Origin of the sequence: Segatella hominis, from assembly GCF_019249725.2 — a bacterium.
In the GTDB taxonomy this organism is placed as follows: Bacteria; Bacteroidota; Bacteroidia; order Bacteroidales; family Bacteroidaceae; genus Prevotella.
The window spans coordinates 1,949,691-1,976,137 of the sequence record NZ_CP137559.1; the positions used below are offsets into that span (position 1 = coordinate 1,949,691).

The 26,447-nt window shown below is 41.6% G+C and carries 26 protein-coding genes and 3 pseudogenes; 10 read left to right on the top strand and 19 right to left on the bottom strand.

The window, feature by feature from the left end; genetic code table 11:
* Nucleotides 1-46: 46 nt before the first annotated feature.
* The 3 genes from KUA50_RS08095 to KUA50_RS08105 all read right to left on the bottom strand — a co-directional run bounded on the left by KUA50_RS08095 (nucleotide 47) and on the right by KUA50_RS08105 (nucleotide 2,709).
* Nucleotides 47-1,237, bottom strand: a complete 1,191-nt coding sequence (locus KUA50_RS08095) for a TlpA family protein disulfide reductase (protein WP_218456801.1) — start codon at nucleotides 1,235-1,237, stop codon at nucleotides 47-49.
* Nucleotides 1,238-1,469: 232 nt separating this feature from the next.
* Nucleotides 1,470-1,670 carry a hypothetical protein gene (locus tag KUA50_RS08100; RefSeq protein WP_218456800.1) on the bottom strand — a complete coding sequence of 67 codons (201 nt, stop codon included), beginning with the start codon at nucleotides 1,668-1,670 and terminating at the stop codon, nucleotides 1,470-1,472.
* Between the two features lie 160 nt (nucleotides 1,671-1,830).
* Nucleotides 1,831-2,709 (bottom strand): AraC family transcriptional regulator, encoded by an 879-nt coding sequence (locus KUA50_RS08105; RefSeq protein ID WP_218456799.1) that lies wholly within the window; start codon nucleotides 2,707-2,709, stop codon nucleotides 1,831-1,833.
* Between the two features lie 202 nt (nucleotides 2,710-2,911).
* Between KUA50_RS08105 and KUA50_RS08110 the strand changes: the two genes are divergently transcribed.
* The 3 genes from KUA50_RS08110 to KUA50_RS08120 all read left to right on the top strand — a co-directional run bounded on the left by KUA50_RS08110 (nucleotide 2,912) and on the right by KUA50_RS08120 (nucleotide 6,927).
* On the top strand, nucleotides 2,912-4,249 hold the full coding sequence (locus KUA50_RS08110; protein WP_256624235.1) for a TolC family protein: 1,338 nt from the start codon (nucleotides 2,912-2,914) through the stop codon (nucleotides 4,247-4,249).
* 22 nt (nucleotides 4,250-4,271) lie between these two features.
* Nucleotides 4,272-5,309: an HlyD family secretion protein gene (locus tag KUA50_RS08115; protein ID WP_218456798.1), complete on the top strand. Its 1,038-nt coding sequence runs from the start codon at nucleotides 4,272-4,274 to the stop codon at nucleotides 5,307-5,309.
* 64 nt (nucleotides 5,310-5,373) lie between these two features.
* Entirely contained in the window at nucleotides 5,374-6,927 is a 1,554-nt protein-coding gene (locus KUA50_RS08120; protein WP_218456797.1) for a hypothetical protein, read from the top strand.
* A gap of 168 nt (nucleotides 6,928-7,095) precedes the next feature.
* On the opposite strand, the gene KUA50_RS08125 is transcribed toward KUA50_RS08120, so the two are convergent.
* From KUA50_RS08125 to KUA50_RS08140, 4 genes are all read right to left on the bottom strand, one after another.
* Nucleotides 7,096-8,016 (bottom strand): hypothetical protein, encoded by a 921-nt coding sequence (locus tag KUA50_RS08125; protein WP_218456796.1) that lies wholly within the window; start codon nucleotides 8,014-8,016, stop codon nucleotides 7,096-7,098.
* A 337-nt stretch (nucleotides 8,017-8,353) separates the two neighbouring features.
* Nucleotides 8,354-9,043, bottom strand: a complete 690-nt coding sequence (locus KUA50_RS08130) for a DUF4840 domain-containing protein (RefSeq protein ID WP_218456795.1) — start codon at nucleotides 9,041-9,043, stop codon at nucleotides 8,354-8,356.
* Nucleotides 8,997-9,764, bottom strand: a complete 768-nt coding sequence (locus KUA50_RS08135) for a hypothetical protein (protein WP_318346011.1) — start codon at nucleotides 9,762-9,764, stop codon at nucleotides 8,997-8,999. Before KUA50_RS08135 ends, KUA50_RS08130 begins: the two co-directional genes overlap by 47 nt.
* Before the next feature lie 485 nt (nucleotides 9,765-10,249).
* Complete coding sequence (locus KUA50_RS08140) at nucleotides 10,250-10,942, bottom strand: XAC2610-related protein (protein WP_318346012.1); 693 nt, start codon at nucleotides 10,940-10,942, stop codon at nucleotides 10,250-10,252.
* 320 nt (nucleotides 10,943-11,262) lie between these two features.
* On the opposite strand from KUA50_RS08140, the gene KUA50_RS08145 reads away from it, so the two are divergent.
* Entirely contained in the window at nucleotides 11,263-12,144 is an 882-nt protein-coding gene (locus KUA50_RS08145; RefSeq protein ID WP_288698635.1) for an Rpn family recombination-promoting nuclease/putative transposase, read from the top strand.
* Nucleotides 12,145-12,191: 47 nt separating this feature from the next.
* Nucleotides 12,192-12,356, top strand: a complete 165-nt coding sequence (locus KUA50_RS16880) for a DUF6994 family protein (RefSeq protein ID WP_411197434.1) — start codon at nucleotides 12,192-12,194, stop codon at nucleotides 12,354-12,356.
* Between the two features lie 130 nt (nucleotides 12,357-12,486).
* Here KUA50_RS16880 and KUA50_RS08150 read toward each other — a convergent pair whose 3' ends face one another.
* A complete protein-coding gene (locus KUA50_RS08150; RefSeq protein WP_218458224.1) occupies nucleotides 12,487-13,020 on the bottom strand; it encodes a hypothetical protein in 534 nt (177 codons plus the stop codon).
* 141 nt (nucleotides 13,021-13,161) lie between these two features.
* Here KUA50_RS08150 and KUA50_RS08155 point away from each other — a divergent pair, with 141 nt between their 5' ends.
* Nucleotides 13,162-13,290 (top strand): hypothetical protein, encoded by a 129-nt coding sequence (locus KUA50_RS08155; protein WP_256624390.1) that lies wholly within the window; start codon nucleotides 13,162-13,164, stop codon nucleotides 13,288-13,290.
* 67 nt (nucleotides 13,291-13,357) lie between these two features.
* On the opposite strand, the gene KUA50_RS08160 is transcribed toward KUA50_RS08155, so the two are convergent.
* The 8 genes and pseudogenes from KUA50_RS08160 to KUA50_RS08195 all read right to left on the bottom strand — a co-directional run.
* Complete coding sequence (locus KUA50_RS08160) at nucleotides 13,358-13,816, bottom strand: hypothetical protein (protein ID WP_218458223.1); 459 nt, start codon at nucleotides 13,814-13,816, stop codon at nucleotides 13,358-13,360.
* Between the two features lie 10 nt (nucleotides 13,817-13,826).
* Entirely contained in the window at nucleotides 13,827-14,351 is a 525-nt protein-coding gene (locus KUA50_RS08165; protein ID WP_218458222.1) for a hypothetical protein, read from the bottom strand.
* A gap of 66 nt (nucleotides 14,352-14,417) precedes the next feature.
* Nucleotides 14,418-14,828, bottom strand: a complete 411-nt coding sequence (locus KUA50_RS08170; protein WP_218458221.1) for a hypothetical protein — start codon at nucleotides 14,826-14,828, stop codon at nucleotides 14,418-14,420.
* Nucleotides 14,829-15,090: 262 nt separating this feature from the next.
* Entirely contained in the window at nucleotides 15,091-16,242 is a 1,152-nt protein-coding gene (locus KUA50_RS08175) for a PDDEXK nuclease domain-containing protein (RefSeq protein ID WP_218458220.1), read from the bottom strand.
* Between the two features lie 53 nt (nucleotides 16,243-16,295).
* Nucleotides 16,296-16,484 (bottom strand): annotated as a pseudogene (locus KUA50_RS08180) (helix-turn-helix domain-containing protein); the annotation flags it as partial.
* 81 nt (nucleotides 16,485-16,565) lie between these two features.
* Nucleotides 16,566-18,656 carry an outer membrane beta-barrel protein gene (locus tag KUA50_RS08185; RefSeq protein ID WP_218458219.1) on the bottom strand — a complete coding sequence of 697 codons (2,091 nt, stop codon included), beginning with the start codon at nucleotides 18,654-18,656 and terminating at the stop codon, nucleotides 16,566-16,568.
* 97 nt (nucleotides 18,657-18,753) lie between these two features.
* Nucleotides 18,754-19,695 (bottom strand): ORF6N domain-containing protein, encoded by a 942-nt coding sequence (locus tag KUA50_RS08190; RefSeq protein ID WP_218458218.1) that lies wholly within the window; start codon nucleotides 19,693-19,695, stop codon nucleotides 18,754-18,756.
* A gap of 142 nt (nucleotides 19,696-19,837) precedes the next feature.
* Nucleotides 19,838-20,167: pseudogene (locus KUA50_RS08195) on the bottom strand (helix-turn-helix domain-containing protein); the annotation flags it as partial.
* Nucleotides 20,168-20,689: 522 nt separating this feature from the next.
* Between KUA50_RS08195 and KUA50_RS08200 the strand changes: the two are divergent.
* The gene (locus KUA50_RS08200) at nucleotides 20,690-21,571 is read left to right on the top strand and encodes an Rpn family recombination-promoting nuclease/putative transposase (protein WP_413777417.1); all 882 of its coding nucleotides are present in this window, start codon (nucleotides 20,690-20,692) and stop codon (nucleotides 21,569-21,571) included.
* Nucleotides 21,572-21,621: 50 nt separating this feature from the next.
* Here KUA50_RS08200 and KUA50_RS08205 read toward each other — a convergent pair whose 3' ends face one another.
* Genes KUA50_RS08205 through KUA50_RS08215 form a run of 3 tightly spaced genes read right to left on the bottom strand, consistent with a single transcriptional unit; the run spans nucleotide 21,622 to nucleotide 23,234 of the window.
* On the bottom strand, nucleotides 21,622-21,921 hold the full coding sequence (locus KUA50_RS08205) for a DUF5723 family protein (RefSeq protein WP_218457318.1): 300 nt from the start codon (nucleotides 21,919-21,921) through the stop codon (nucleotides 21,622-21,624).
* Between the two features lie 48 nt (nucleotides 21,922-21,969).
* Nucleotides 21,970-22,362 (bottom strand): hypothetical protein, encoded by a 393-nt coding sequence (locus tag KUA50_RS08210; RefSeq protein WP_218457317.1) that lies wholly within the window; start codon nucleotides 22,360-22,362, stop codon nucleotides 21,970-21,972.
* Complete coding sequence (locus KUA50_RS08215) at nucleotides 22,278-23,234, bottom strand: hypothetical protein (protein ID WP_218457316.1); 957 nt, start codon at nucleotides 23,232-23,234, stop codon at nucleotides 22,278-22,280. Before KUA50_RS08215 ends, KUA50_RS08210 begins: the two co-directional genes overlap by 85 nt.
* Before the next feature lie 79 nt (nucleotides 23,235-23,313).
* On the opposite strand from KUA50_RS08215, the pseudogene KUA50_RS08220 reads away from it, so the two are divergent.
* The 3 genes and pseudogenes from KUA50_RS08220 to KUA50_RS08230 form a co-directional block, all read left to right on the top strand.
* Nucleotides 23,314-23,436 (top strand): annotated as a pseudogene (locus KUA50_RS08220) (Abi family protein); the annotation flags it as partial.
* 225 nt (nucleotides 23,437-23,661) lie between these two features.
* Nucleotides 23,662-26,034 (top strand): hypothetical protein, encoded by a 2,373-nt coding sequence (locus KUA50_RS08225; protein WP_218457315.1) that lies wholly within the window; start codon nucleotides 23,662-23,664, stop codon nucleotides 26,032-26,034.
* A gap of 23 nt (nucleotides 26,035-26,057) precedes the next feature.
* Entirely contained in the window at nucleotides 26,058-26,258 is a 201-nt protein-coding gene (locus KUA50_RS08230) for a hypothetical protein (RefSeq protein ID WP_218457314.1), read from the top strand.
* Nucleotides 26,259-26,447: the final 189 nt, after the last annotated feature.

Sequence of the window (26,447 nt, forward strand, 5' to 3'; positions counted from 1 at the left end):
GTACTCCTTGCTTTTACACAAGGAGCGGTTAATGTTTTAAAGTCGGTTACATCATGGCTGCGCCCATGCTCATTACTACCTTAGGCGCAACTTTCTTACCTGCAAGACAATCATCAATAGCGTTCTTGATATCTTCGCCACGCAGATTCTTGCGATAAATGTTACCATCCTTGTCAATGAGGATGATAAATGGAATACCGCCAAACTGGTAGGTGTTCATCACACTCTTACCTGCATCAGGAGTCCATCCTTGCATCCAAGGCATCTGCTCTTCTTTCAAGGCTTTAGTCCAAGCTTCTTTCTTCGCATCAATTGATACGCTAAGGAACTGGATACCCTTATCCTTATATTCGGCATATACCTTCTTGACATTAGGAATTTCTTTACGGCAAGGACCGCACCAACTTGCCCAGAAGTCGAGAACGATGATTTTACCCTTCAACTTTTTAATATTGATGGTCTTTCCCTTTTCGTTTTGGAAAGTAAATTCCGGTGCAGGGTTACCTTCTCTCATGCGCTCACGCATTTCTTTTTCTTCGGCTTTTTTCTTGCGATAATCAGCCACAATTTGCTTGGCAGATTCTGATGTAGACTCCAAATGACTCAATGTAGCATTGATCAAATCTACATCTTTATCTTCATCCAATTGACTAAGCGGAACGAGTACACTGGTCATATCAGCATAGTGCTCAACGATATATTTCATCCAAGCATCACTATTGTCATAATTGGCATCATACATTGCGTTAGTCAACGTACTCTTCTCTTTCTGATCTTCAATTTTGGTTTTCCAAACATTCTGTGAGATGGCAATCATTGCCTGATACCCACGATAACCCACAAAATTAACAAGGTTCATAACCTCATTCTTCTTTCCTGCGCGTATATATACATAAGGAGGATTCTTGATTTTAATCTTAGCGGTATCTATACCACGAAAATCAATATCCATATTTTCATCTTCCAACCAAACGTCAACACCTTGCCACTGTCCGCAATCTACTGTTGCAGTACCAGGTTTGTCAAAAGGCACCGTAATTGAATAGGTGTGGTCATCATTCACAGGAACCTCGGCAAGTATTTTTTTATCAGTACCACTACGTTGATAAACTGAGACCTTGAAGTCTTTTTCGATAAACTTAACCTTACCCTTGATAGTTACTGAATGCTGGGCAAAGCCCTGGAGAGCCCACCCTGCGCATAAAGCAGCAATCATCATCAAACTGAATTTTCTCATAGTCTAAAAATTTTAATTTTATGTTTCAAATTTATATAGATAACGGATAGAAAGAAAAATAGGGGAATGAAAAAACAAAAAAAACAGAAAAATATTAGTTTTTGGATAGAAATGATATTAAACAAGCAATATTTTATACATTTTGGCATTAAACTATTCTGGCTTATATGTTCTTTTTATATGGGGAAATGGTTTTTCAATTATCAAGTTGAGTATATACATCATTATCTTTTTAGAATGCTGGTAGGTACTTCGAAGGGGCTTCCTTCTTTTTGATACGTTGGAGAAGGGACATTCCTTCGACTTTCGAAGCTGTTTTTTCAACTCCAATTACGTTGATGTTTTTAGACAAGCGCTTGTCTGCGCTGTTGAAAGTAAATCTAAGCAATCCTGCGTCATATTCTCTTTCTAAAATGTTTTTGTCTTTCACCAAACTTCCTATTTGGTATCGTGCTTTTTTACAACTGTCGACTATTCTTTGTAAACGATAGAACTTTCTGCTAAAATACTATTTTTTATTGAATTATGAGTCAGGTTTTTCTCATTTTCTTCTTGCTATTCTAAAAAATACCATACATTTGCTTAGCGCACAGTTACTTTTTAAAGTGGGCTCCGTCTCTTATTTGCTGCGGTGTTATGCCCGTATGTTTCTTGAAATAACGGCAGAAGAAACTGGTATCTGCAAAATGATATTCCCATGCCACTTCCTTGATACTCTGTGAACTGCGCTTGAGTTGCATCTTGAGCTGCAGAATCACATATTGGTCGATGATGGACTTAGGCGTATGGTGCGTTACCTGGCGCACGATGTTCGTCAGATACTTCGAGGTTATATGCATCTGTTCTGCATAGTAATTTACATCACGCGATATTTTGTAATCTCGCTCCATCAGCATCATAAAACGATTGAACAGTTCACGGACACGATAGGATTTCACCTCGTCTGGATGCTGATCGGGATTACGCAACAGATACTCATGGAAACCGATGAAAAATGCCTTCAACTGGCAAAGTACTAACTGGGAGATGCAGGTACATTCCGACTGATCAAAATATACCTTTAACAATGAAAACATCGCATTGATGATGTTCGTTACGATGGGAGTATCCTGACGGCAGCGATCTTCACGCAATGCTGAATATACCGTTTGCTCCAACTGTAAACTTGCCTCTCGCAATAAAGACGGATTGTATTTGAGCATCTCTACCTGAAAAGAGGGGACTTCTGGCGAAACCGGAGTTCCGTCTTCCTTCCAGACCGTCAACTCCACCACATCATTGGGAAAAACGGTAATGACCGCTCCCTCATGAAGTTCCCAATCCTTATAATTGATGTGGAGTGTAGCCTTTCCTCTACGACATATCAATATCGCACCGTAAGTCAATACCTGCGGTTCTTCTTGCCATTCCTCTAAACTAGTAGTGAGGAGATTGGCCTCCTGATTGCTGCTTAATTCTGATAAATCTATCACGGGTCGTATTCTGTTTTTATTCTCTTTTCGGGCGCAAAATTAAATAAAATATGTGAGATAAAAGAATATCAGTTCCCAAATCGTCCATCTACTGCGTTTTTTTTAAAACGGCAAATTGTCCAAATCGTCGTAACTTTGCACCCGAAAACAAAATTGGTATATAAGTAGGATACCGAAAGATCATATTAAAAATAAAAAACGGATGATAAAGAAATTCATGTTAGTCTGCTTCCTGATGTTGGGAGGCTCGCCTTGGGCACTTGCCCAAACACCCCAAGTGAAGTTGGCTTCGGACGGGAATTTGCCTATGTCTATCAGCCAACTCTTCGAAAAGATAGAGGATAACAACAAGGAACTTCGCACTTCCAAAACGGGTGTAGAAGCAGCCAACCTCGGCATTGAATCTGCCAAAAGCAAACGACTGCCCGACCTGGATGCTTCGCTTTCTTTCAGTTATATCGGCAATGCCCTTCTTACCGACCGCAACTTTTCTAATGTTCATGGTTTGAAATCCCCTCACGTGGGTAATAATTTCGCCTTACAGGCTCAACAGGTGGTGTATGCCGGAGGTGCTATCAATGCGGGTATCAAACTGGCTGAACTCGGGAAACTTCAGGCTGAAGTGGGCGTCAAACTGACCCGTCAACAGGCTCGCTTCATCGCCCTCGGTCAATATCTTGACCTATATAAAATTGATAACCGCATCCGAGTGTATGAAAAGAATATCGAACTGACCCGACAGCTTATTGATGACATCAAGGAAAAGCAGAAACAGGGCATGGCGCTGAAAAACGACATCACCCGTTACGAACTGCAGATGGAGAGTCTGAAACTCGGTTTGACTGCACTCCACAACAACCGCAGCATCCTCAACCACCAGCTCTGCAATACGCTGGACATTGATGCCGGCAAACAGATTATTCCTGATGCTACAATAGCTGACAAAAATTACGCCAAGGATGGTGAAGCATATTGGCAATCTGCCAGTCTGGTAAGTTCTCCGCTCATGGAACAGAGCAATAATGCCATCCGCATCGCCGAACAGAAGGAGAAGATTGCCAAGAGCGACCTTCTTCCAAAAGTAGCATTCGTTGCTGCCGACAACTTCGACGGTCCTATCCTCTTCGAGTTGCCACCGGTGGATAAGAACCTCAACGTATGGTATGTGGGCGTGGGCGTGAAATATAGTCTCAGCTCTCTCTTCAAGAGCAACAAGCGCATCAAGCAGGCTGCCGTGGAGACCCGTCAGGCTAAAGAGGCACATGCCGTTCAGGCTGAACAACTCAACAACCGGGTACAGGCTGCCTACGTGCAGTACCAGCAGACCTACGTGGAACTGGAAACACAGAAGAAGAGCGTAGAACTGGCACAGCAGAATTACGAGGTGATGAATGCCCGCTATCTCAGTCAGTTGGCACTGGTTACGGATATGGTAGATGCTTCCAACCTCAAGCTCAATGCAGAATTAAGCGAAGTAGATGCCCGCATCAACATCGTCTATGCCTACTATCGCATGAAATACGTGGCTGGAGAAATTTAGAAACAATAAAATAATTAAAGCAATGAACAAGAAAATCATCAAGAGAATATATAATGTAGTGATTATCCTCCTTTTCCTGGGAGCCATCGGCTGGTGTTTCAGTCATTTCTTTCATGGCAGCAACGTGGCCTATACCGATGATGCACAGGTAAACCGTCACATCACACCGATCAATACCCGTGTGCCAGGTTTTATCAAGGAAATCCGTTTTACTGACTATCAGCATGTGAAGAAGGGCGATACACTCGTCATCATCGAGGACGCTGAGTTCCGTCTGCATGTGGCTCAGGCAGAAGCTGGTTTGCGTGGTTCCAAATCCAGTTCTTCGGTAGTGACTGCGAGCATGGGTACCACTACCAGCAATGTGCAGACTGCTGCTGCCGGCATAGAGGAAGCCCGTGTAGATATGCTGAATGCCAAACAGGATTTCGAACGTTTTGCTGCTCTGATGAAGAAGGATGCTGTTACCCGCCAACAATACGACAATGCATACGCCCGATATTTAGGAGCCAAGGCTCGCTATGAACAGGCAAGCAGCAGAAAGGCAAGTGCAGCTTCGGTACACAACGTACAGACCCAGCAGCTCGGCGGTTCTCGTGCCGGTGAGAGTGTGGCTGAGGCCCAGCTCAACCTTGCCCGCCTCAACCTTTCATACACCGTCATCGTGGCTACCTGCGACGGCGTGATGGGAAGAAAGGATATCCACGAAGGACAGTTGGTACAACCGGGACAGATGCTTGCCCGCATCGTGGATGATAACGATGTATGGGTGGTAGCCAACTATCGTGAAACCCAAATGGCTGGTATCAGCGTGGGCAAAGAAGTGGAGTTTACTGCCGATGCTATTCCTGATGTTGTTTTCCACGGCAAGGTAGAAGCCCTCTCTGCTGCAGCCGGCAATGCCTACTCGATGATTCCGGTAGATAATGCCACCGGCAACTTCGTGAAGGTTGAGCAGCGCGTGCCTGTGCGCATCGCCCTGACCAAGGACAACGACCCGAAACAGATAGCCTTGCTCCGTGCCGGACTGAACGTAGAAACCAAGGTTCACATTAAATAGAATGTTCTATAAACTATAAACCATATAGAATGTTCTATAAATTATAAACTATAAACTATAGAAAATGCCAGGACCTCCAATGCTTCAGGGACCTTTCCGGGTTCCTTCGTTCAATGGATATATTCCTCGCCGATTGCAGCCTTGGATTTATCTCCTCTTCGCCTTCATTTTTCTGATGTCGGGCGGAATCTATGGAGGAGCCATGAGCCAGGTTATGGGCGAGTACAGTTTGATGAGAGAAGACGTGCTCATGATCATCATGTTCAACGTGGTGGGTGTGGCGATGCCATTCCCCTTTCTCTTCAAGATGAAGTTCCGCTTTACCAACCGCCAACTCCTGCTGAATGCGGCACTGGTGGTTGCGGCTTGTAATTTCCTCATCATGTGGACCGACTCGGTGCCCGTGATGTGCATCCTCGCTTACATCGCAGGCTTCTTCAAGCTCTGCGGAACCTTCGAGTGTATGAGTAACATCCAGTTGTGGATGACCTCCAAGCGCGATTTCACCATCTTCTTCCCCCTGCTCTACTGCATCGTTCTGGGAAACATGTTTTTGTCGCCTTGGGTCACCGAACACCTGATCTATATCTATCAGGATTGGCGCATCATCAACTGGACAATGACGGGAGCTTTGCTCTTGGTGGCATTCATCGTGTATGTCACCACCCACGACTTCCGCTTCATGAAACCCCTACCCTTCATCAGTATCGACTATTTAGGTTGCATCCTGTGGTCGGCATGGATGCTGGAATTCATTTTCTTCTTCAATTACGGCGAGCATTACAACTGGCTCGATTCGAAGATGATGCAGATGGATGTATTGCTTTTCATCATAACGGGATATTTCTGCATCCAGCGAATGTTCCACATCCGACACCCTTACATCGAACCAGCGGCATGGAAGTATAAGCGGCTCATCCCATTGCTCATCCTCTTCGCCTTCGTGGAGTTCATGGGCAGTACACCTAAGGTGTTGCAAACCGCCTTTACGGGTGGTGTGCTGCATTTCGGCACCTTCACTACGAATGTGCTCAACTTTGTGGAATGGGTAGGCGCCATTGTCGGTTGCCTCTTCTGTTTGTTCTGGTGCAAGGTTCTTCACCAGAAATACACCCGCCTGCTCACGATAGGTGTGGCAGCCATGGTATGCTATCCCGTGATGATGTATTTTCTCATTGATCCAGGACTCAACATCGAAGCACTCTATCTGCCCATTTTTCTCAGAAGCATCGGCAATGCCATCTTCTTCTGCATGCTCACTGTCTATCTGGAAGAACTGATGCCGTTTCAGCATTTCTTCATGGGATTGACGATGGCTGGTATCATTAGAAATGGTCCGATATCGGCGATGTGCTCAGGCTTGTACAGTTTCGGGCTTCGCTATCAGATGGCAGACAATATGTCGCGCGGTTTGCCCTACGATGCTACCAATCTTCTGATGATCAGCATCCGTCAGCTCTATAGCATCACCTGTCTGATCGGCATTGCCGTATTGCTTATCTTTCTGCTGTGGGATATTCAGCCTATAAGAAGTACGCTGAAGAAAATGCCTGCTTGGAACTTCGTGGGACGTAAAATGAAAAAGAAAATAATGCATAGACCCACAAATCTTACATAGTTTTGCTGAGATTATAAAGGCTTGCAGAGATTATAAGGTCCTTTCTGGTGGTTGCCGTTACCAATTTGATCCTTTCCACCAATTCTATAGTTGCATTTGTTACATCTTATATATTCTGCGGCACAGGAGAAATGATGTAGATTCAATTATAATAGAAGAACTTGCCTATTATTGTTTTTCCAGCCATTTTTTTACACACCTTATAGCTCTGATTTGTTCGCTTTCGCTAAACTTAGAATCGTCTTTCGTTTCATTTCCTTCCAGAACAGCTTCATAAAGAACAAGAAAATAAAAATCGGAAGAGTTTATCATTCGTTCCATAATTAGTGGAACTATTTGTTTTCCCATTGATTTGAGAGGAATGAACTCAGGCAATTTTGCATATGAATGTATGCTTGCACTATATCGCGTCTTAGGATTATGGTCTATTGCAAAATTCCATTTATCCACTAAAACTGCAAAACGATTTCTTATGCTATCTGGTACTTGTGAAGCCAATTCTTTTATTTTCTCTTTCTCTGTATTTGTTAGAAAATCCCTTGTTGATAGGCTGTCTTGTTTGTTGTCAGCATTGGAATTCCAAATGTTCTCTGGTTCATGTACAGTTTGCAATGGAACTTTAACAATAGAGTCAGAAGCCACTTTCTCATAGTCATTTGCAGAATGATCTGTTTGTTCCTTAAAACTTAAAAAGAAAAAATTTCTTCCCCAACCATTACCAAATATAACATCTAATGGTTCCCCTGTATCTTTCCATATTCTGACTCTTGCTGCAAATCCAAAATCAAATTTAACGGCAGTACTATCATATGTAAAAGTTACAGTATAGAACTTTCTTCCTATCTGTTTTCTTATTTGAGGGCGGCTGTCTCCTCCGTAATCCTTCTTTTTGAAAACTTGAACATCCGATACGTTAGCCTCTTTAAAAAATGGAACATACGCAGGACCAAAGGTCAAAGCCACGTTTCTTGCGCTATTTACAAGAGTACTATTGTCTAAGACCTCTGGTCGCTTGCATGAACTCAAGAATAGTGTACATAATACCGCTATTCCCCAAACTACAATTATTATAGATGGTATTTTTTTCATAATTCGTAATTTTTAATTTGCATTTCGCATGAACATGTTACCAATGACTTGATTATGTCTTTGCCTTCTTATTTTAAGATTGCACTTTCACTATTTTGATGTTTATAATCAGGTGTTTTGGATGTCTTCTTGCCGTAGTCAAAACTATAAACAATCTTTAAAGTTGCCTACTGATTATAACTACTACTTTGATCTATTTGTTTGAAAGAATAATATGATGCAGATAATTCATCTACAATGTGATTCTTCATCATGAATAAATTGTTTGCATTAGCTTCGATAGCCAAATTCCCATGATTCCACATTGCCGATAGTTGATACCGCCAGTTCGTCTCATTCATTTCGAGATTGGATCTGTTTTGCCCATAATACTAAGAAAGAACTCTTCTCCTGAATAGCCATCAATTTCTTGGACAATTACATTGTCAACAATAATAGATTTGAGTTCCAGTTGGATCCTTCCCGGAGAGATAGGACGCTTGTCTGCATCAAAAACAAATTGCGAAGGACATTTAAAGTTGAAAAGCACAAGATGCTGCTGTCCGCCATAGTTCAATGTCACTGGTACTTTGCTATCGCTATATATGATTTTCCCCATTTTGCTCGCTCCTCCTGTTTCTTCGTCTGAGCTTGCAAAAGAATAAAGTATCGAAATATCATAATCGGGCAACAGCTTGACTGCTTCTGCCAATTTAGTATCTTTTATGACAAAACTTATCCAGCTGATTGGGACTTGCTGTAAGGTGACAGTCCGGTTTTCGTACCCTCCAAAAGTGTAGTGGATGATAGGTTGACCATTTTCTGTGACCTCACCCTTCCATAAACTTTTATAATCCATCTGTTCTTGCGATGCATTATAGATTACAGGAATGAATATACTGCTGTATTGTCCTTTAAGCTCATTACTCAGCTCCTCAATTACACTTTGACGCTGGAAGTAAGAATCCACATAAGTAGGATCCTCATGGCATCCGCTTAAACTAATCATGGCTGAAATAGCCACAATGACCATTGATATCTTTTTCATTACTATTGTTTTTCTTATATAACGGCGAGACTATATTATTATTGTTATGTTCAGAGTCTATCGTATAGTTTACGTTTGCATCGTAACCATAAGCTTTCTTGGTTGCCTCAAGTTCGTTGTCCGTCATGCGCTTATAAACCACCATGCCGTAGAATGGTTTCAGATTTCCATGCTCATCGGTTGCATCGCCCAGTTTCTGCATTGTGTACATATAGAATTTGTTTGACTTCTTTCCTTGAAGCGTAACTACAGACAACACTTGCATATAGCGGCTTTGCATACTTTGACTTGCTGAACCACGCATGATGAATCCAGTTACAGCATCATAAAACCATTCTGTCTTATTATAGAACTTACCATCGGTATCGCCATGGTGGAGACCTATCAGATGACCATCTGGCTCAAACCAATAATCTACATATCCGCAGTTATCGACTGTCTTGCGGTAGTCTGTTTGTGAAAGTCTGCCGTTATCCTGCACTTTATACATGCCTATGACTTTCCATCCATAGCCCTTTACCTTATTTTCAATGTCAGCAGCACTTACGGGCTTTAATCCTTTAAGCACACAGCATCCATCGTTGTTAATAGTATAAGTCCCATCGAACAGATTGTCATAGTCAGTAACTGTAACTGGTCCGTTAGGTTCCTCAGTCATATCACAACCTGTAAAAGAAACGATGCTGAGCATCGCCATCAGAAAAATCCAAATCCTTTTCATTGCTTACTTTATATTTATGTATTAAGTTCTTTTTCTTGAAATTTCCAACTGGTGATATTCTATTGTTTCTAAGCGGCTGAACATAGAAGCATTATTCACCATGAAGTGGCGCATGGAAACAAAGGCTCGCATTATTCGAATATTCACCTCAATCGCAGTGTCAGAACGTAAAACACTACTAAGCATAGAGACTCCGTTTTCAGTAAATACGTAAGGCATGTATTTCAAATGCTGTCCGCATCCTTCGTTTAAGGTCGCAATTTGCGACCAGTTCTCCTTTATCTTGATGTTCTATATTATCCGCCATATTTCTATCTTTATTTTTGAGATCACAAATTGTGACCTTAAACGTGTTGTTACTTATTATTGCATTCAAAAAACGTATATATTGTATAGCCTCCGAACCTCCTGTATGCGAGGAAAGCGATATTTGCCCATAATTCCTTTTATTTTTATATGACCCCACCAACTCCAATTGGATATAATCAAAACGGTACGACCGGTTTCCAGAAATCGCTAATTTGATTTAGTTTCAAGTTTCTCTTCCAAACATTAGCTTTAATAAAATGCTCTTCATAAACAGCCCTGTCTCGCTCTGGATAAATGTTCCCTTTCCAATATTGTCTCAATTCGGCAACCTTAATGAGATGTCCATTGGTGCATACATATTTTACATATTCGTTCTCTGCGGAAGAAACATGCACTTTTGAAAGAATACACTTGTATTTGTCGCTGATTTTGGGGTTTGGAATATCTTTGAATTCTTCAATTTTGTCATAATGCTCAGTATTAGGATTCCAAACATATGCATCAAAATGTTTAGTGCCAGAAGCACCAAAGCTACCCAAATAAAACAGCACATCTTCTTTTATACCGTCAAAATTCAAGTCAGTCAACAGACAACTATCAATACGTTCTTCATTTGGTACAAGATCATCATCTTCAGGATATTTGTATCCGAAGCGATGAATGGTCTTGTCGCCACGTTTTATAATCACTCCATAATCAACATCGTCAACCTCATGCTCTATCATAAGGCTTAGAGTGTCGTCATTACTTCTCATAGAAGAATCAGAAGTTGCTTCTTTCTGTGGAACACATTTCGTTTTATTCTTATTGCATCCCCATACTACAAGAAAACTACAAAAAATGAGTAGAATAAAAACTATCTTTTTCATACTTCTTTTTATTTGTCGACAAAGATACAAAGTTTCTTTTTATTTTCTGCAAAAATTAGCAATTATCTTACTCCACCAATAGCAATTGGATACAAATCGTGCTGTGAGAACTTCTCACAGCCGATATAGAGCGTATCGAAGGCATCGGTGCCGTCGGTGAGGTATATGATTGATATTATCCAGCACGCTTACTCATTTTAGCTAAAAAACAGCCTAAATATTTGGAAGTTACTAAATTTCAGAGTATCTTTGCAAAAGAATAAAACGTATCAAGACAAAGGAATCAAAACGTATCCCTGCAAAGGAATAAAAAAATGCGTATGATACAGGTAGAAGAAAGATATATCAGCTTGCTGACCGACTTCGGCTTCAAGCGAATTTTTGGAACAGCAATAAACAAGGATTTGCTGATTTGTTTTCTCAACAGTTTGTTTGATGGCAAACAGGTTGTGAAGGACGTTTCGTATCTCAACCCTGAGCATGTGGGAGACGTCTACACCGACCGCAAAGCCATCTTCGACGTATACTGCGAGGGCGAAAACGGCGAGAAGTTCATCGTAGAAATGCAGAATGCCTATCAGACATATTTCAAGGACCGCTCCCTGTTCTATTCCACATTTCCTATCCGTGAGCAGGCACCAAAGGGGAAGGATTGGGACTTCAAACTCAACTATGTATATACCGTTGCCCTGCTCAACTTCGACATGAACGAGGAAGCCTTCGAAAAGGAAAAAATCCGCCATAGTGTACAGTTGTGCGATACCGCCACTCATAAAGTGTTCTACGACAAGCTGGAGTTCATCTATGTAGAAATAGCCAAGTTTAACAAATCGCTGGAGGAACTGGAGACGCTTTACGACAAGTGGCTCTATGCGCTGAAGAATCTCTACAAGCTTACCCAGCGCCCTAAGGAGTTATGCGACAAGGTCTTCGACCGCCTCTTTGAGGAAGCCGAGATTGCCAAGTTTACTCCGCAGGAATTGAGGGAGTACGAAGCCAGTAAGATAGCGTATCGCGACATCAAGAATTCCGTAGACACCGCCAAGCGTGAAGGTATTGCTGAAGGAATGGAAAAAGGAATGGAAAAGAAAAGCCATGAGATTGCCAAGAAGATGCTGACAAAGGGCATGGATGAAGCGACTGTGATGGAAATAACGGGGCTGTCGGCAGAACTGATACAGCAGCTGAAAGCGGAGATGTAGATTATTGATTCGCAAGGCTCCTGTAACAAAACCAAGTCTTGCATACAATGCTAAGGAAATATCATCAGATACTTTGGAGTAGAGAATTGCCGTGCGGTGAGAAAATGGAGCTGACCGATGGGAAAAGTCATGGCTACCTTTCGTTATTGACTCTCACGCCTGAGAGATTGCAAAAGCCAAAGGTGCGGAGAGCGAAGCGAAGGAGGTGCTGAAGGCGGAGCATACCGCTGAAAAAAGAAAAGCCTTCATCCTACGTTGGTTGGGCGCAAGACAAAGGCTTTATCTGAAAAGGCGGATTAGGAGGGATTTCACTTCATTGAAGTTTCATAGTCTTTGATGTCTTTACTTTTTACTAACGTCATCATCAGGTTGCTTACGAAGGTTTGAGCGATAAACTGAAATATTTGTGGTTACATCTTTTCCTCCTACTCGACCATATACTTTTATAGTGGCTCGTGCGCCTAAGAAGCCCAACGGCAAATCTTCATCCTTCAACTTGGCAAAGTGAATGCGAAGTGTCTTATTATCGGTATTTTTCACAGAGACACCAACCTCTTCCTCGGTGGCAGAGATATTTTTCCCTTTATTGTTTTTTACTATTCCAAAACTGCAATCTAATGAATAGTTAATATTGTCGCAGTTAGTGCATGTCAGCTCTAAATCACCATCAATATAAGTGTACGAATAGATGAAGTATTTCGATTCCTTAGGGTAAAGAGTATAACCTATTTCTTCGGGATAATAGCTGACACTTATATATTCAGGATTAGTGTTTGAAGTAGCCTTAAACAAAAGGGGCGAGTCTTTCACTTCATCGCAACTGCTTAATATCACAACAGTTAGCAATGAAAATAGCATTGTTAAAATCTTCTTCATATTCATTCTCGTTTTATTAGGTATAAATTATTATTTAATTTGCAAAAATAGCATTTATTTGCAGAAATTCCAAATGTCTAAAGACTTATTAACGTAAAATATTGGTTATCTCACCCCACCAATCGCAATTGGATATAAATCGTGTTGTGGAATTTTTTCGCAGCCGATATAGAGGGTATCGAAGGCATCAGTGCCATCGGTACGGTGTTCGAGAAAATCTTTGTTCTCACCAAAAAAGGTGCAGATGAAGCGAAGCGTAACAGAAGATGATGCCGATGGCTGCTGCCCACAAAGGAAAAGCCATTGCCCTACGTTGGTTGGGCGCAAGACAAATGCTTTATCTATTAAGGCGGATTCGGATGGAGTCCACGTTAATATGTTCATTCAGTGAATCATTAGCATGTAATTTACCAAAAGGGTCAGTATAATAATATTTGAAAATATTTACTGTGGCGCCCATTCCAGTATGTGCTACTATATATTGTGTATTTGGCAATAATTTAATGAATGAAGGGTCGCGATTATATTCTCGTGTGTATGAAGAGGTTTCAATTACTTCAAATTTATTTGGAATCTTCCTTTCTAAATAAATGGTGTCAACTTCCTTGCATGGTTTCGGGTTTCGTAGGAAAAAGTCATAAGAATATGCTTTGCTAAGGCTGTCCCATGGCTCAATGGAAAAATACAGCATTTGGTTGATGTAAAAAACTTGTTCTTTTTCAGATAGTTCAAAATCATGATTGTCACAAGAGCACATCAAGAACAAACACATTGCAAATGTTATAATATACTTCATATTGAAAACTTTAATGAAAACTACATATTGACCTTTCTGATAAGTTCACTAACAACATTTTATAGTCCTTATTGTTGCCATTGAGAGGATTAATAACATGATTTTTAGGATTATCTGCAAATGCGTTGGTCGTATTTATTTCATATTTTGTAGTTCTATATGCATACAGATTTGCGAATACAAAAAGATGCATATTTTCTTTATAGCATAAGTATTGTCTAAAATAACAATCTATTGTATTGTTTTTATTAGAATAATGATTTTTATCTTTGTCGTCAAGATATTTCGCAACAAGAGTTTCTACATTATATATGCAATCTTTTGTCATTTGCATATATTCCTGCTTGTTCGTTAGAACTTTTTTCCCATTTGCAAATTGAGCATTAGACGATAAAACATGAATTTTGGAATCATTACTGCAATCTTTCGCCCATTTCTTCTCAATTATTGTTGAGTTTATATTTTGCTCTTTTCTTTCACCTTTACAGGCATACAAACAGAACAAAATTATTACTATGAAATACTTTTGCCACATATAGTAAAATTTCTGATTGAACATTCAACTTTTCTTTTCAAGGATTCTAAGATTAGGTTTTTATAGTCAATATTTGACTGCTTTTAAAATTTTCCCATTGCGATTTGTCCAAGCCTTAATACGACATTCCACAGCACCCAAGCCTGTGGATGAAATTGTATAGGTGGAGTTCGCTTTTAGTTTTATCTTTCTTTCAGATGATGGTATTCCACCACGGCTAACAATATATCCATTTGGAATATAGTTGTTCAAATCAATTTTTGCAGGAGGTACACATAATGAATCTTGCCATATCAAAAATAATGCGCCTTCGTATGATTTTCCATTTGGAAGAACGGAGTCATTTTCAAAACATAAGTTATAAAAATAGCCATTACTGATATGGAGAGATTGTTTGTAGGTGTCGAAATCGAAATCAATCGTTCTTCTACAACCACAAATAAGAAAAGCGAGAAGGCAAATCACGAATTTCTTCATTTCTTATTATTTAGTTTAACCTTACAAAGTTACACCATAAAAAACGGCAATTTCCTAGTTTTATTGCAAGGTTTACGTGGATTTTCTGCCAATCCTGTCCGATTTTAACATTTGGATGACAGTTATTGCTGTATATAAAAGTATAAAAAGTACGACATCGCCATCTAAAGCCCCTAACATCCATTGTGACAGATACGAAAAAGGAGTAAGAACATTATAGCCTTACTCCTTAATAAGTATTTTATAAAATGTGAATACACATTTACAACGATTTGCAATATAAATCTTTCATCTTATCCAAATCAGGCAAAGCCTTCTGTAATTCTTCAGGCATATCCTGTTTGGTTTTATATGTTGCTACTCCCATTGGGCTGTCGTAGTTCCTCACAACAATGTCAACAAAAGCCTTGTTCATTTCTTTGCATAACACAATACCAATAGAAGGATTTTCGTGTGTTTTTTTAACAGTAAGGTCTAATGCCTGTAGATATGTACATAGTTGTCCCAAATATGAAGGCTTGAACTTACCGTATTTTAGTTCTACGGCTACCATTGCTGCAAGTTCTCGACTAAAGAACAAAAGATCTATGAACATTTCTTCTCCTTCAAGTACGACACGATACTGGTTACCCATAAAGATAAAATCCTTTCCGAATTGAAGAATGAAATCGCGCATGTTTCTTACAATTTCTTGCTCAACTACACGTTCGTCAATATCCTCTATCTCCAATCCCAAATTTTCAGTATTGATGAAATCAAGCAAATATTCATCCTTAAACATTGATATTGTTTTCATTGATTGCTTGAAGTCTGGTATCGCTTTCGGAAAATTGTTAGGCATATTGCCTTGATGGTGATATAGATCATCAGATAAGTATTTCCGTAATACGTACTTGTTCCAATGGTGCAAGTTCACTTGATGTATGTAGTAGATACGCTCATCTAAAGTGGTAGTTTTATGCAAAATTTCCATATGATGAGTGAAACTAATGCCCACAAAATCCTCTATACGTAAGTCTGCTGACTCTATAGGTCTGTTAATACAAAGGAGTGTCTTTTCTCCTATTTCAACACCTTCTTCTATCTTATTTTCAAGCTGTTGTAATTGGTTCGCCAATGGCGAACCAATTGAAAGGCATTGCCATTCCTCATAGAAGATACGCATTTTCTTCAAGTTGCCTGAAGAAAAGCCTCTTAATCCTGGTAATTCACGCTGCAATCTCTCACTAATACTATCAAGAGCTTTTGCGCCCCAATGTGCTTGCTGTAAATTGATAGACACATAACGCCCTATACCATAATATAAAGACAACTGTATGGCATTACTTGACTGGCTCGCCTGTGCTTGAGCTCGCAAAATTGCCCCTTTTATGGTTTGGACAGCTTTATCTACTGTTATATTGTTTTCTTCCATTATACTCTGTTTTGATATTATTTACAAAGGTAGTGCTTTTAGCCTTTAAGCCACTATTGCACAACCCCTTTTTTTGAAAAGAACGTAAAATCAATAGTATTATTGCGGTGATGCACTTTTATTAATCGCTTCACTCGTTGTACGGTACTTACCCCTTTACCACTCAACTTTGCCACATCCTGAACGGAATATCCCTTGCGGAGCAAACTTACTACTTCCCTATATTCGGCTTTCATCTGTTCTTCCCTATTTTCCAAGAGACTTGAACATCTTGGTGATGCACTTTTTATTTCTATATTTACATGCTAAAAGTTATACCATCCTCAGTGTCCCATGCGCGAGGTATCTACCTCCTTGACCGTCTTCTCCTTGTAGCCACCAAACTTATAGATAACTGCGAAGGTGACAGATGCCCAGCTGTAGTTGATCTTCATACGGTAGTCTTGGTTGCCTTGCACGGAACGGGTATCGTATTTATTGTTGAAGATGTTGTTGCCATTAAGGCGCAATCCCCATCTTCCATCATGCGAAGACCATTGCAGTTTGGCATTCATTCTGAAGATAGGACTTATGTCGTAAACTCCTTGTATTGCCTTTGACTGAATGAACGGATTAAGAATGAGACGCAAGTCCTGCGTGCTGCATAGTTTTACGGATGCCGTGCCTCCAAGTCTAACCGACAGTTTCTTGCGATTGAACGGCAAGTCGAAGAAGTGGCTGCTCTTGTCGTGCTTGTAGGTTCCTACTGCAAACACGTTTCCGTTGAGCCATTTGCCTGCACTGAATATGGCTGATGCTTGCAATCCAAAGCTATTGGAATAGTCGAAGTTGGTTTCCTTCATTATCACTGCCATGCGGTCTGTGGTTTGATATGGCAACTGCACAGAATAATCAGGTTTCAGACTTGCAAAAGCCATAAGCGTATAACGTCGCTTTATCTGCCACATCAGATTGACATTATAATAAGAGAAGGGTTTCAAATCGGGATTGCCATGTATCTCGGTGTAGGTGGACGAGTAGAACACATTGCTCATAGTGGACCAATAACTCGGGAACTCAGAGTTGGAACTGAATGATAGATTGAGCAAATGGTTGTCATTGACGTTCCACAAAGCATTGAGCGTAGGATATACGCGCCATTTATCCCATATGGGAGAGTGATATTGCTCGGCAGCAACAGATGCTTCAAGACTAATAGCCTTGTTTATCTGCTTGCTGAAACCTGCATATATGTTCCATATACGCTCGTTGAGGTCCACGCTGCTTGTCCCATCGGGCAAAACGCTCCCATCCTTGTCTATTGTGGTCTGATAACTCTTGTTGCTTGTGAATTGCCCTTTCACACCATACGACAATCCCCAGCCGTGTGCCAAGGAATGGGTTTGGTCGGCTGTGAACATCCATTTGTTGATGGTCTGCTCGCTGCCGCTTGTCAGGTTGCGTTCTGTTTCATTTTTGTTTTCCGTAGTTATCGTACCATCGAGGGCTTGTTGCTGAGGCGTGCGATAGTAAGTGTACGAACCGCTAAGGGTTAGTCCGAAAGGAAGCGCATAGTTAACATCCACATTGTGCAGATATTCATGACTGTCACGATGCATTCCGCTTATGCTTGAACCTGTCGTGCGGCTGTTTGAGTTTGTCTTGTCCCATTGTCCCGTATAGGCTACGTCGAGACGATGGTTCTTGCCAAAGGTGTAATTCATCCCTAGTCGGTAGTCGTGTGTAATGCCAAACGACTTCTGCCCGGTTTCATCATTATAGTGTATACGATTGTTGCCAAGTGGATGATTGGCTATGCGTGAAGACTCACCGTAGGAATTGCCGTTTACATATTTATATTGTGCGTCAAGTCCAAACTTGCCTCTTTGCAAGGAAAGATATAAATTACCAAACTCATTGGCGTATTTGTTTTGCCGCATGCCACCAATGATTTGTCCTGAAAGCTGATTGGTACCGGCGTAGTCTTTCGTGACGATGTTGATAGCCATGCCACGCACGTGATAGCGGGCAGGGGCAGACAGCATCACCTCGGCTTTTGCCAACTGTGCGGCAGGCATTGCCTTCAGACGCTCTGTCAGTTGTTCCTGCGTCAATGTGGTGGCTTGTCCGTTGACAATCAGCGTCACCTCATTGCCAGAGAACGATATGCTGCCAGTAGCATCGCTGACACCAGGTATGCGTGTCAATGCCTCGTAAGCGTTGTCGGCAGGCAATTGTTTTAAGAGTAGCGGCATATTGTACGACAGCATACCCCGCTCTGCCTTGACAATGGGGCGAGAACCTTTTACCATCACTTCTGGAAGATTGTGCAACATTGTCTCCATTGTGAGCGAATCCGTTTGCGTCAGAGTTTGAGCTTTCACGTTGGCAACAGAAAGCAGAAATAATCCTAAAAGAAATATCTTGTTGGCCATATTTTATCTTTTTAAGTTATCTTTTTCTATGTTATTCAAAAGTACGAAAAACAATACACAAACGAGAATGTTCTGCTATACGTATTATAGTAGTGTATTACCCTTTGTTGATTCTTTCTACCAATTCATCTGGTGTAAGTATCTCCATCTTGGAGAAACCAAACCACTTTTTGCCCAAGTCCTTTATGGATGCTCCTATATGATACACATCATCGTCTATACAAAGGAAGCGGTCATGTGATAAACGGAATGTTTCAACATCAATCGGTGCATATTGAGCATTATGACGGTCTATGTCGAGTTGGAACTGACGGCTTATCTGCTGAGTGTAGATGATTGCAGACACGTTATTATCTCTTTTATCGAGCAATGTCAGTACGGTCTCGTCAACATAGTTGTCGATAAGGACAATACGTTTCTTTGCACTCTTAACCAAGTCGGACACGAAAGTGTAGGCATCATAAACTTGCCCATTGTAGAACACACCCTGCTTCGGCTTTGCATTGCCCTCGTCCAATCTGCGAAACACTTCTTCTATACGCTTGTCGGATTCTTGCAAGTGTTGTTGCATTTCCAATTGATGGTACTCCATAGTCGAGAGACGCTGAAACACTTCGGCATTGTTTTGTAGAAAGTGACGCATAGAAGTGAAAGCTCGCATTATTCGAATATTCACCTCAATCGCAGTGTCAGAACGTAAAACACTACTAAGCATAGCGACTCCGTTTTCAGTAAATACGTAAGGCATGTATTTTAAATGTTGTCCGCGTCCTTCGTTTAAGGTCGCAATTTGCGACCTTAAACATTCGTCCTTGGTCAATTGAAACATGAAATCTTCAGGAAATCGTTTAATATTACGTTTTACTTGCTCATTAAGACGCTTTGTTTCAACGCCATAAAGTGTGGCAAGGTCACGGTCAAGCATAACTTGCTGTCCTCTAATTACTTTTATTAGAGACTCTATATTATCTACAACAACCAACTGGTCACGATTTGTGACCAGTTCGCCGTTTCCTGTCTTTTCCGTTATGTCTGCCATATTTCTATCTTTATTTTTAAGATCACAAATTGTGACCTCAAACGTATTGTTACTTATTATTATAATGCAAAGGTAGTGCTTTTAGCCTTTAAGCCACTATTGCACAACCCCTTTCTTTGAAAAGAACGTAAAATTAATAGTATTATTGCGATGATTGTACTCTTATTAATCGCTTCACTCGTTGTACGGTACTTACCCCTTTACCACTCAACTTTGCCACATCCCGAATGGAATATCCCTTGCGGAGCAAACTAATAACGTCCCTATATTCGGCTTTCATCTGTTCTTCCGTTTTTACAGAGCCTATCTTGCGTCCGAGTTTTCCACCTTTCTCTATATACCGCTTCCTTCCTGACTGCAATCGGAATGAGATATTATCACGTTCCAATTGCGCACAGGTCGAAAGCGAGGCTATCATTATAGGAGCAAAGAGGGACGGATGCCCTTCTTCGTCCAATAATATAAGTTGTTCCTACATATCAGAATTAAAACGTATATATTGTATGGCCTCCGAACCTCCTGTATGCGAGGAAAGCGATATTTGCCCATAATTCCTTTTATTTTTATATGACCCCACCAACTCCAATTGGATATAATCAAAACGGTACGACCGGTTTCCAAAAATCGCTAATTTGATTTAGTTTCAAGTTTCTCTTCCAAACATTAGCTTTAATAAAATGCTCTTCATAAACAGCCCTGTCTCGCTCTGGATAAATGTTCCCTTTCCAATATTGTCTCAATTCGGCAACCTTAATGAGATGGGTATAAATCGTGCTGTGGGAACTTCTCGCAGCCGATATAGAGCGTATCGAAGGCATCGGTGCCGTCGGTGAGGTGTATGATTGATATTATCCAGCACGCTTACTCATTTTAGCTAAAAAACAGCCTAAATATTTGGAAGTTACTAAATTTCAGAGTATCTTTGCAAAAGAATAAAACGTATCAAGACAAAGGAATCAAAACGTATCCCTGCAAAGGAATAAAAAAAATGCGTATGATACAGGTAGAAGAAAGATATATCAGCTTGCTGACCGACTTCGGCTTCAAGCGAATTTTTGGAACAGCAATAAACAAGGATTTGCTGATTTGTTTTCTCAACAGTTTGTTTGATGGCAAACAGGTTGTGAAGGACGTTTCGTATCTCAACCCTGAGCATGTGGGAGACGTCTACACCGACCGCAAAGCCATCTTCGACGTATACTGCGAGGGCGAAAACGGCGAGAAGTTCATCGTAGAAATGCAGAATGCCTATCAGACATATTTCAAGGACCGCTCCCTGTTCTATTCCACATTCCCTATCCGTGAACAGGCACCAAAGGGGAAGGATTGGGACTTCAAACTCAACTATGTATATACCGTTGCCCTGCTCAACTTCGACATGAACGAGGAAGCCTTCGAAAAGGAAAAAATCCGCCATAGTGTACAGTTGTGCGATACCGCCACTCATAAAGTGTTCTACGACAAGCTGGAGTTCATCTATGTAGAAATAGCCAAGTTTAACAAATCGCTGGAGGAACTGGAGACGCTTTACGACAAGTGGCTCTATGCGCTGAAGAATCTCTACAAGCTTACCCAGCGCCCTAAGGAGTTATGCGACAAGGTCTTCGACCGCCTCTTTGAGGAAGCCGAGATTGCCAAGTTTACTCCGCAGGAATTGAGGGAGTACGAAGCCAGTAAGATAGCGTATCGCGACATCAAGAATTCCGTAGACACCGCCAAGCGTGAAGGTATTGCTGAAGGAATGGAAAAAGGAATGGAAAAGAAAAGCCATGAGATTGCCAAGAAGATGCTGACAAAGGGCATGGATGAAGCGACTGTGATGGAAATAACGGGGCTGTCGGCAGAACTGATACAGAAGCTGAAAGCGGAGATGTAGATTATTGATTCGCAAGGCTCCTGTAACAAAACCAAGTCTTGCACACAATGCTAAGGAAATATCATCAGATACTTTGGAGTAGAGAATTGCCGTGCGGTGAGAAAATGGAGCTGACCGATGGGAAAAGTCACAACATCCTTGTAACCGAAGTTGCCCTGCAGGTTGACATTGATATTACCCAAAGCTGGGATGGTAATATAGTTCTGCTTGTTCTCAAAAGCCGGGTTCATATCGTGACGGAACTTGTAGTCGTCAGTAAAGTAAGCGGAATTGAGCGTCTGAGCCATTGCGGTGCCACCCATCATGAGCAGAGAGGCAACCAAGACATGCTTATATATTTTATTCATCATTTTCTTTGTCTTTTATGTGTGTTATTATTCTGTTACTACTCTCTGTCATTAATTGAAGTTACCAATCACCTTACCCACGAGTTTCACCTTGATGTTTTCCAACTTCAGGGTATGCTTCTCAGAGTTGAGGTTGATACCGATCACGGTAGTTCCATCATGGCTTGCCTTACCTTTTACCTTATAAGAGAGTCCGTCGAGTTTCTGCAATGCGCCCTTTACCTTTTCACGGAGTTCGATTTCCAGCGGAGAAGTTGCAGCTTTGACACCATCAGTAGATGCCTTCACAGTACCCTGCTTGATATTCACCTCTATCTGGTTGCTGATGTCTGTACCATCCACTCCGAGTGGAGTAGCCTCTACGATGAGGGTAGCAGGAACCAGATTCTGTGCATCAGCAGTAAGACGCAGATAAGTACCCTCTGCCAATTCCAGTTCATCCAAATCATCATTCCAACCGTCGAAATCATCTGCATATTCGATGACAGCACCCTCAGCAAATGCCAATGGTGCATAAACCTCGTAGCTTGGCACATATGCATCTCAGGGAGTTGCACGGTAGCCAAGTTCTGACCGTTCTTGGTAGAAATCACCTTTGCGCTCACCTTAGCCGCTGCATCCATATCATTTTTGATAGAAAGAATAATCTGAGGATTATCCAAGTCAGCTCTTACGCCATCTTCTGAAAGGAAGTCAGGAACACCTGTCACAGCTACATCACCCAAGCTTGAGATATTGATTTCCGGGTCGAAGATACCGGTAGCAGACTTCAAGTAAATATCATTGACTGTCACGTTGGCACCAATGGACAGTGCTGATGTAGGAACACCCGTTATATTAGCCTCAATACCGAGGTCGAAATAACCGTCCATCTTGATAGAGCCATTATTGCCGATGACAACCTTACCATAAGCATCCTGATTTGCGAAATCCAGTTTTTTAGCCTTGATGGTGAGTCGGAGGTCGCTGCTTGTAGAAACATTTTCCACAGTAATCTTCGAACCGTTGACCACAGGAACGCCATTGCCATTACCATTGACAGATGAAATCTGCAGATAACCAGGAAGGGTAAGGGTTGCCTTATCAATCGTGGCGATAGCAGAAGAAAGACCGCTGAGAGTGAGGTTTACATTCAGCACGATTTCGCCATTCACCTCAGCACTTTTCAGACTCTTCACAGCAGCATCCGTACCATTATATACGAACATCTGTTGCTTAGGAGAGACATAACTGAGATGAGTACCAGCAGCACGGGTACCCTTGGCAGCAGAACTGGTGCTCAAGGTAAACGTATTGGTATAAGATCTACCAGTCAAGAAAATAGGAGAAATTTGAGGAAAAGTCCCACAAATTTCACATAGTTTTGATGAGATTATAAAGGCTCTTGCTGATATCATAAAATCTAAAGAGGAGTTCATTCTCCATTTCAAACGAACCTACTCAGAGCCTTACCCACCATCGTGGATTTTAGGAGAACTGCTTACTATTGGAAACGTCAATGCCATTTATCGCAACATTAATTCTTGACTACCGCTGAATGGATACATATACATTCATTTTTATTAATAAATCATAAATAACAATAATGGCAGGGGGGAATTTTTATCGTAAATATTTTATTCATATCTTTGCAGTTCTTTCATATCAGGATGACTCAGGACGACAACATAGCTGTCACAATTGACACATTTGAATGAATAAGTATTTTTAGAAAAAAAAATCAACAATAGAGATTAATAAATTATGAAGAGTAAAAGGTATCTGCTTTCTTTTGCCAAAACAAAAAGAAGCATTGCGGCAGTTGCTTTAGCCGCAGTACTGATGGCTGCAAATGCTACTGTAGCCTCGGCACAAAATAAAGCGACGGAAAACAACGGAACAGAAAAAACGGTTATAGGAGGGGTTGATGACCTTCCTGGCATTGATCCTTCGCCAGATTATTGTGCAAATGGAACAAATGTAACCGACGGAAACAAGATTGTGTGTCTGTATAACGTCGGTGCGAAAAAGTTTCTGAGCATTGGTGGTTTATGGGGCACACAAGCTGCACTGAATGTTTCACCACATCCTATTTATATGTATTGGAATAGTTATTCAAAAACATATTTTCTGGAAAGCAAGGTGAAAGGTTCTTCAACTGGCACATATATGGGTATCATCTGGGATAAATTCTTTAAAAAAAATATGTTGTTTATGGACAGAGGAGGATCTAAAGTCACCTTTAAAAAAGGCGAAGGCTATTCAAAAACGAGCAAGGTATATCTCGTCAATATCGCTGGCCAAGGTTATCTCACGGCATATCCTGATGACGAAAATAAAAACTGCAATTATATAGGCGAAGCCACACCTGGAACCAAAGAATACGACAATCAGCTATGGAAGATAATAACAAAGAATGAGTATTACGAACTCTTCAAAACAGCCCCTGCAAATATGAAATCGGTTGTCGATGCCTCTTTCCTTATTACTTGTCCTGATTTCAGGATAAATGATACAGATGCTGCAAAATGGATAATCGGAGGTGAAAATTTACCTAATGACGTAAATAGCCACGTATACTTTGGAGACAAAAAGATGCACAAGACGTATAACTTAATTAGCAACACCAAAGATGAGAGTTGGACAGGTAGAACTGAACCCCATCAAGCCTACTACGGCCAGTATTTCTACTGCTACACCAAAGGCTTGCGCGGCTTCACATTCTATCAGGACGTGAAGGTACACAAGGGAGGATGGTACCTGCTGCGATGCAACGGATTCAGCACAGCGAACAGTTCGGAGAACATCAAGCAGAACGGCAATCCGTTAGCAAACCTGTTCATTACGGAGCTCGATGTCCAAGGCAATCCGAATAAAGATAAATACTCAACAGCAACCCTCAACGGTATCAGTCAGGCTGATGCCGAGACGCTTGGCAATACATACGAAGGAGCCGGTATCGGACGTGCCTTCTTCGAGGGAAAGTATGAGAACCAGGTGCAGATCTGTCTCGACAAAGCCCCGAATGGGAAAGAAATAACAAACGACAATCCCGTGACTCTCCGCATTGGTTTCTATGTCGACCCTACAGACAAGTCGAAGGTTGACGCCAACGAGCTGACCGCCGTGGACGAATTCAAGCTGCTTTATGCCGGACCGCGACGCAACCCGGAGCTGATTCTCGACGAGGAATCTACCGACCTGCGCTATCTGACCAAGGCGACAGACGAATACAAGAACAGCGTGCTTCATCTGAACCGCAAGCTGAACGACAATATGTGGAACTCGCTCATTCTGCCCGTAGACCTGACATGGGGACAGATGAAGCGCACGTTCGGAGATGCCGTGAAGGTGGCAAAGCTTGCGGCACTGACGAAAAACAGCGTACAGTTCGTGACCGTGGAGCCAGACAGCGACGATGCCGTGATGGTAACAGCATTCGAGCCATATATCGTGTACCCACCATATACACAGGTGAAGTCGGCACCCTACACCGTAGAACACTTCTACACATCAGCAGGCGAGGACAACAGCAGCTGGCTGGGTACCAACTACGAGTCGTCTTCCGACCCAAACAACCGACTGACGAAGACCTTGGAAGCCAACCACTACGACATCACGATGGTGACGCTCGACAGGAAGAAGCTGAATGAGTATGTAAACACCAAAACATGGGAATCAACCATAAAATTCGATGCCACCGGCGATGGCCATGGCAAGATGGTCTGCAAAGGCACAATGGCGAAGACATACGACAAGGATGAAAATGGTAAGAACAAGATTATCTCGGGCAGAGACGACCTCAACGGCGACTACTTCATGTATAAGGGAAAGCTGATACAGGTGCCGCACAACGAGAATGGCAAACAGTATTCATACGGACTGAAGGCGTTCCGCTGCTGGTTTGAGCTGGACAATTCTTCTACAGCAAAATCCATATCGCTGCTCATCGACGGAGTGGAAGACAGCACCACGGGCATCGCCGACATACACGGCAGCACCGACTGCACATCCTACAAGCGTGGCATAGAGGGCGTGTTCAACATAAACGGACAGATGGTGCGCCGCAGTTGCAGCCTGGAGGGACTGCCTAAGGGAATGTATATAGTGAACGGAAAGAAGATAATAATCAGATAAGACAACAATAACAGTTACGCAAAATGAAGAAGAACTATATAATTCCAGAAATTAAAGTGATACAGCTCGAGGCTCTCTGCAACGAAGGCTTGAATATCGCCAGCGTACATAGAGCAGACCTCAAGGGAGAATGTATCGGCAACTTTGACGTGAAAGACGAGCAAACGACCAAGACTGAATACAAAGACTTGTGGGGAAACAGCGATAAGTGGGGCGATGACTGACACCATCGTCTGCTATAGAAACAGATAATGAAAAGCGTTAAAGGGCTGGATTCCGGATTTGGAGTCCAGCCCTTTGTCTTTTTCACACTTCCTTCCAATCCACCAATCCTTTTCCCTTATCATCCAGCTCTATTGCAAGAGCAAAATCCTACAGATTTCACATAGTTTTGCTGAGATTATAAAGGCTCT

Excerpts from the sequence above, each read along its gene's own strand:
- KUA50_RS08175 (WP_218458220.1), bottom strand. The coding sequence starts at position 16,242 with ATGGAAGAAAACAATATAACAGTAGATAAAGCTGTCCAAACCATAAAA.
- KUA50_RS08145 (WP_288698635.1), top strand. The coding sequence starts at position 11,263 with ATGATACAGGTAGAAGAAAGATATATCAGCTTGCTGACCGACTTCGGC.
- KUA50_RS08190 (WP_218458218.1), bottom strand. The coding sequence starts at position 19,695 with ATGGCAGACATAACGGAAAAGACAGGAAACGGCGAACTGGTCACAAAT.
- KUA50_RS08205 (WP_218457318.1), bottom strand. The coding sequence starts at position 21,921 with ATGATGAATAAAATATATAAGCATGTCTTGGTTGCCTCTCTGCTCATG.
- KUA50_RS08115 (WP_218456798.1), top strand. The coding sequence starts at position 4,272 with ATGAACAAGAAAATCATCAAGAGAATATATAATGTAGTGATTATCCTC.
- KUA50_RS08140 (WP_318346012.1), bottom strand. The coding sequence starts at position 10,942 with ATGAAAAAGATAGTTTTTATTCTACTCATTTTTTGTAGTTTTCTTGTA.
- KUA50_RS08185 (WP_218458219.1), bottom strand. The coding sequence starts at position 18,656 with ATGGCCAACAAGATATTTCTTTTAGGATTATTTCTGCTTTCTGTTGCC.
- KUA50_RS08125 (WP_218456796.1), bottom strand. The coding sequence starts at position 8,016 with ATGAAAAAAATACCATCTATAATAATTGTAGTTTGGGGAATAGCGGTA.
- KUA50_RS08200 (WP_413777417.1), top strand. The coding sequence starts at position 20,690 with ATGATACAGGTAGAAGAAAGATATATCAGCTTGCTGACCGACTTCGGC.
- KUA50_RS08110 (WP_256624235.1), top strand. The coding sequence starts at position 2,912 with ATGATAAAGAAATTCATGTTAGTCTGCTTCCTGATGTTGGGAGGCTCG.
- KUA50_RS08135 (WP_318346011.1), bottom strand. The coding sequence starts at position 9,764 with ATGAAAAGGATTTGGATTTTTCTGATGGCGATGCTCAGCATCGTTTCT.
- KUA50_RS08225 (WP_218457315.1), top strand. The coding sequence starts at position 23,662 with ATGAAGAGTAAAAGGTATCTGCTTTCTTTTGCCAAAACAAAAAGAAGC.
- KUA50_RS16880 (WP_411197434.1), top strand. The coding sequence starts at position 12,192 with ATGCTAAGGAAATATCATCAGATACTTTGGAGTAGAGAATTGCCGTGC.
- KUA50_RS08120 (WP_218456797.1), top strand. The coding sequence starts at position 5,374 with ATGCCAGGACCTCCAATGCTTCAGGGACCTTTCCGGGTTCCTTCGTTC.
- KUA50_RS08160 (WP_218458223.1), bottom strand. The coding sequence starts at position 13,816 with ATGAAGTATATTATAACATTTGCAATGTGTTTGTTCTTGATGTGCTCT.
- KUA50_RS08150 (WP_218458224.1), bottom strand. The coding sequence starts at position 13,020 with ATGAAGAAGATTTTAACAATGCTATTTTCATTGCTAACTGTTGTGATA.
- KUA50_RS08130 (WP_218456795.1), bottom strand. The coding sequence starts at position 9,043 with ATGAAAAAGATATCAATGGTCATTGTGGCTATTTCAGCCATGATTAGT.
- KUA50_RS08230 (WP_218457314.1), top strand. The coding sequence starts at position 26,058 with ATGAAGAAGAACTATATAATTCCAGAAATTAAAGTGATACAGCTCGAG.
- KUA50_RS08095 (WP_218456801.1), bottom strand. The coding sequence starts at position 1,237 with ATGAGAAAATTCAGTTTGATGATGATTGCTGCTTTATGCGCAGGGTGG.
- KUA50_RS08165 (WP_218458222.1), bottom strand. The coding sequence starts at position 14,351 with ATGTGGCAAAAGTATTTCATAGTAATAATTTTGTTCTGTTTGTATGCC.
- KUA50_RS08170 (WP_218458221.1), bottom strand. The coding sequence starts at position 14,828 with ATGAAGAAATTCGTGATTTGCCTTCTCGCTTTTCTTATTTGTGGTTGT.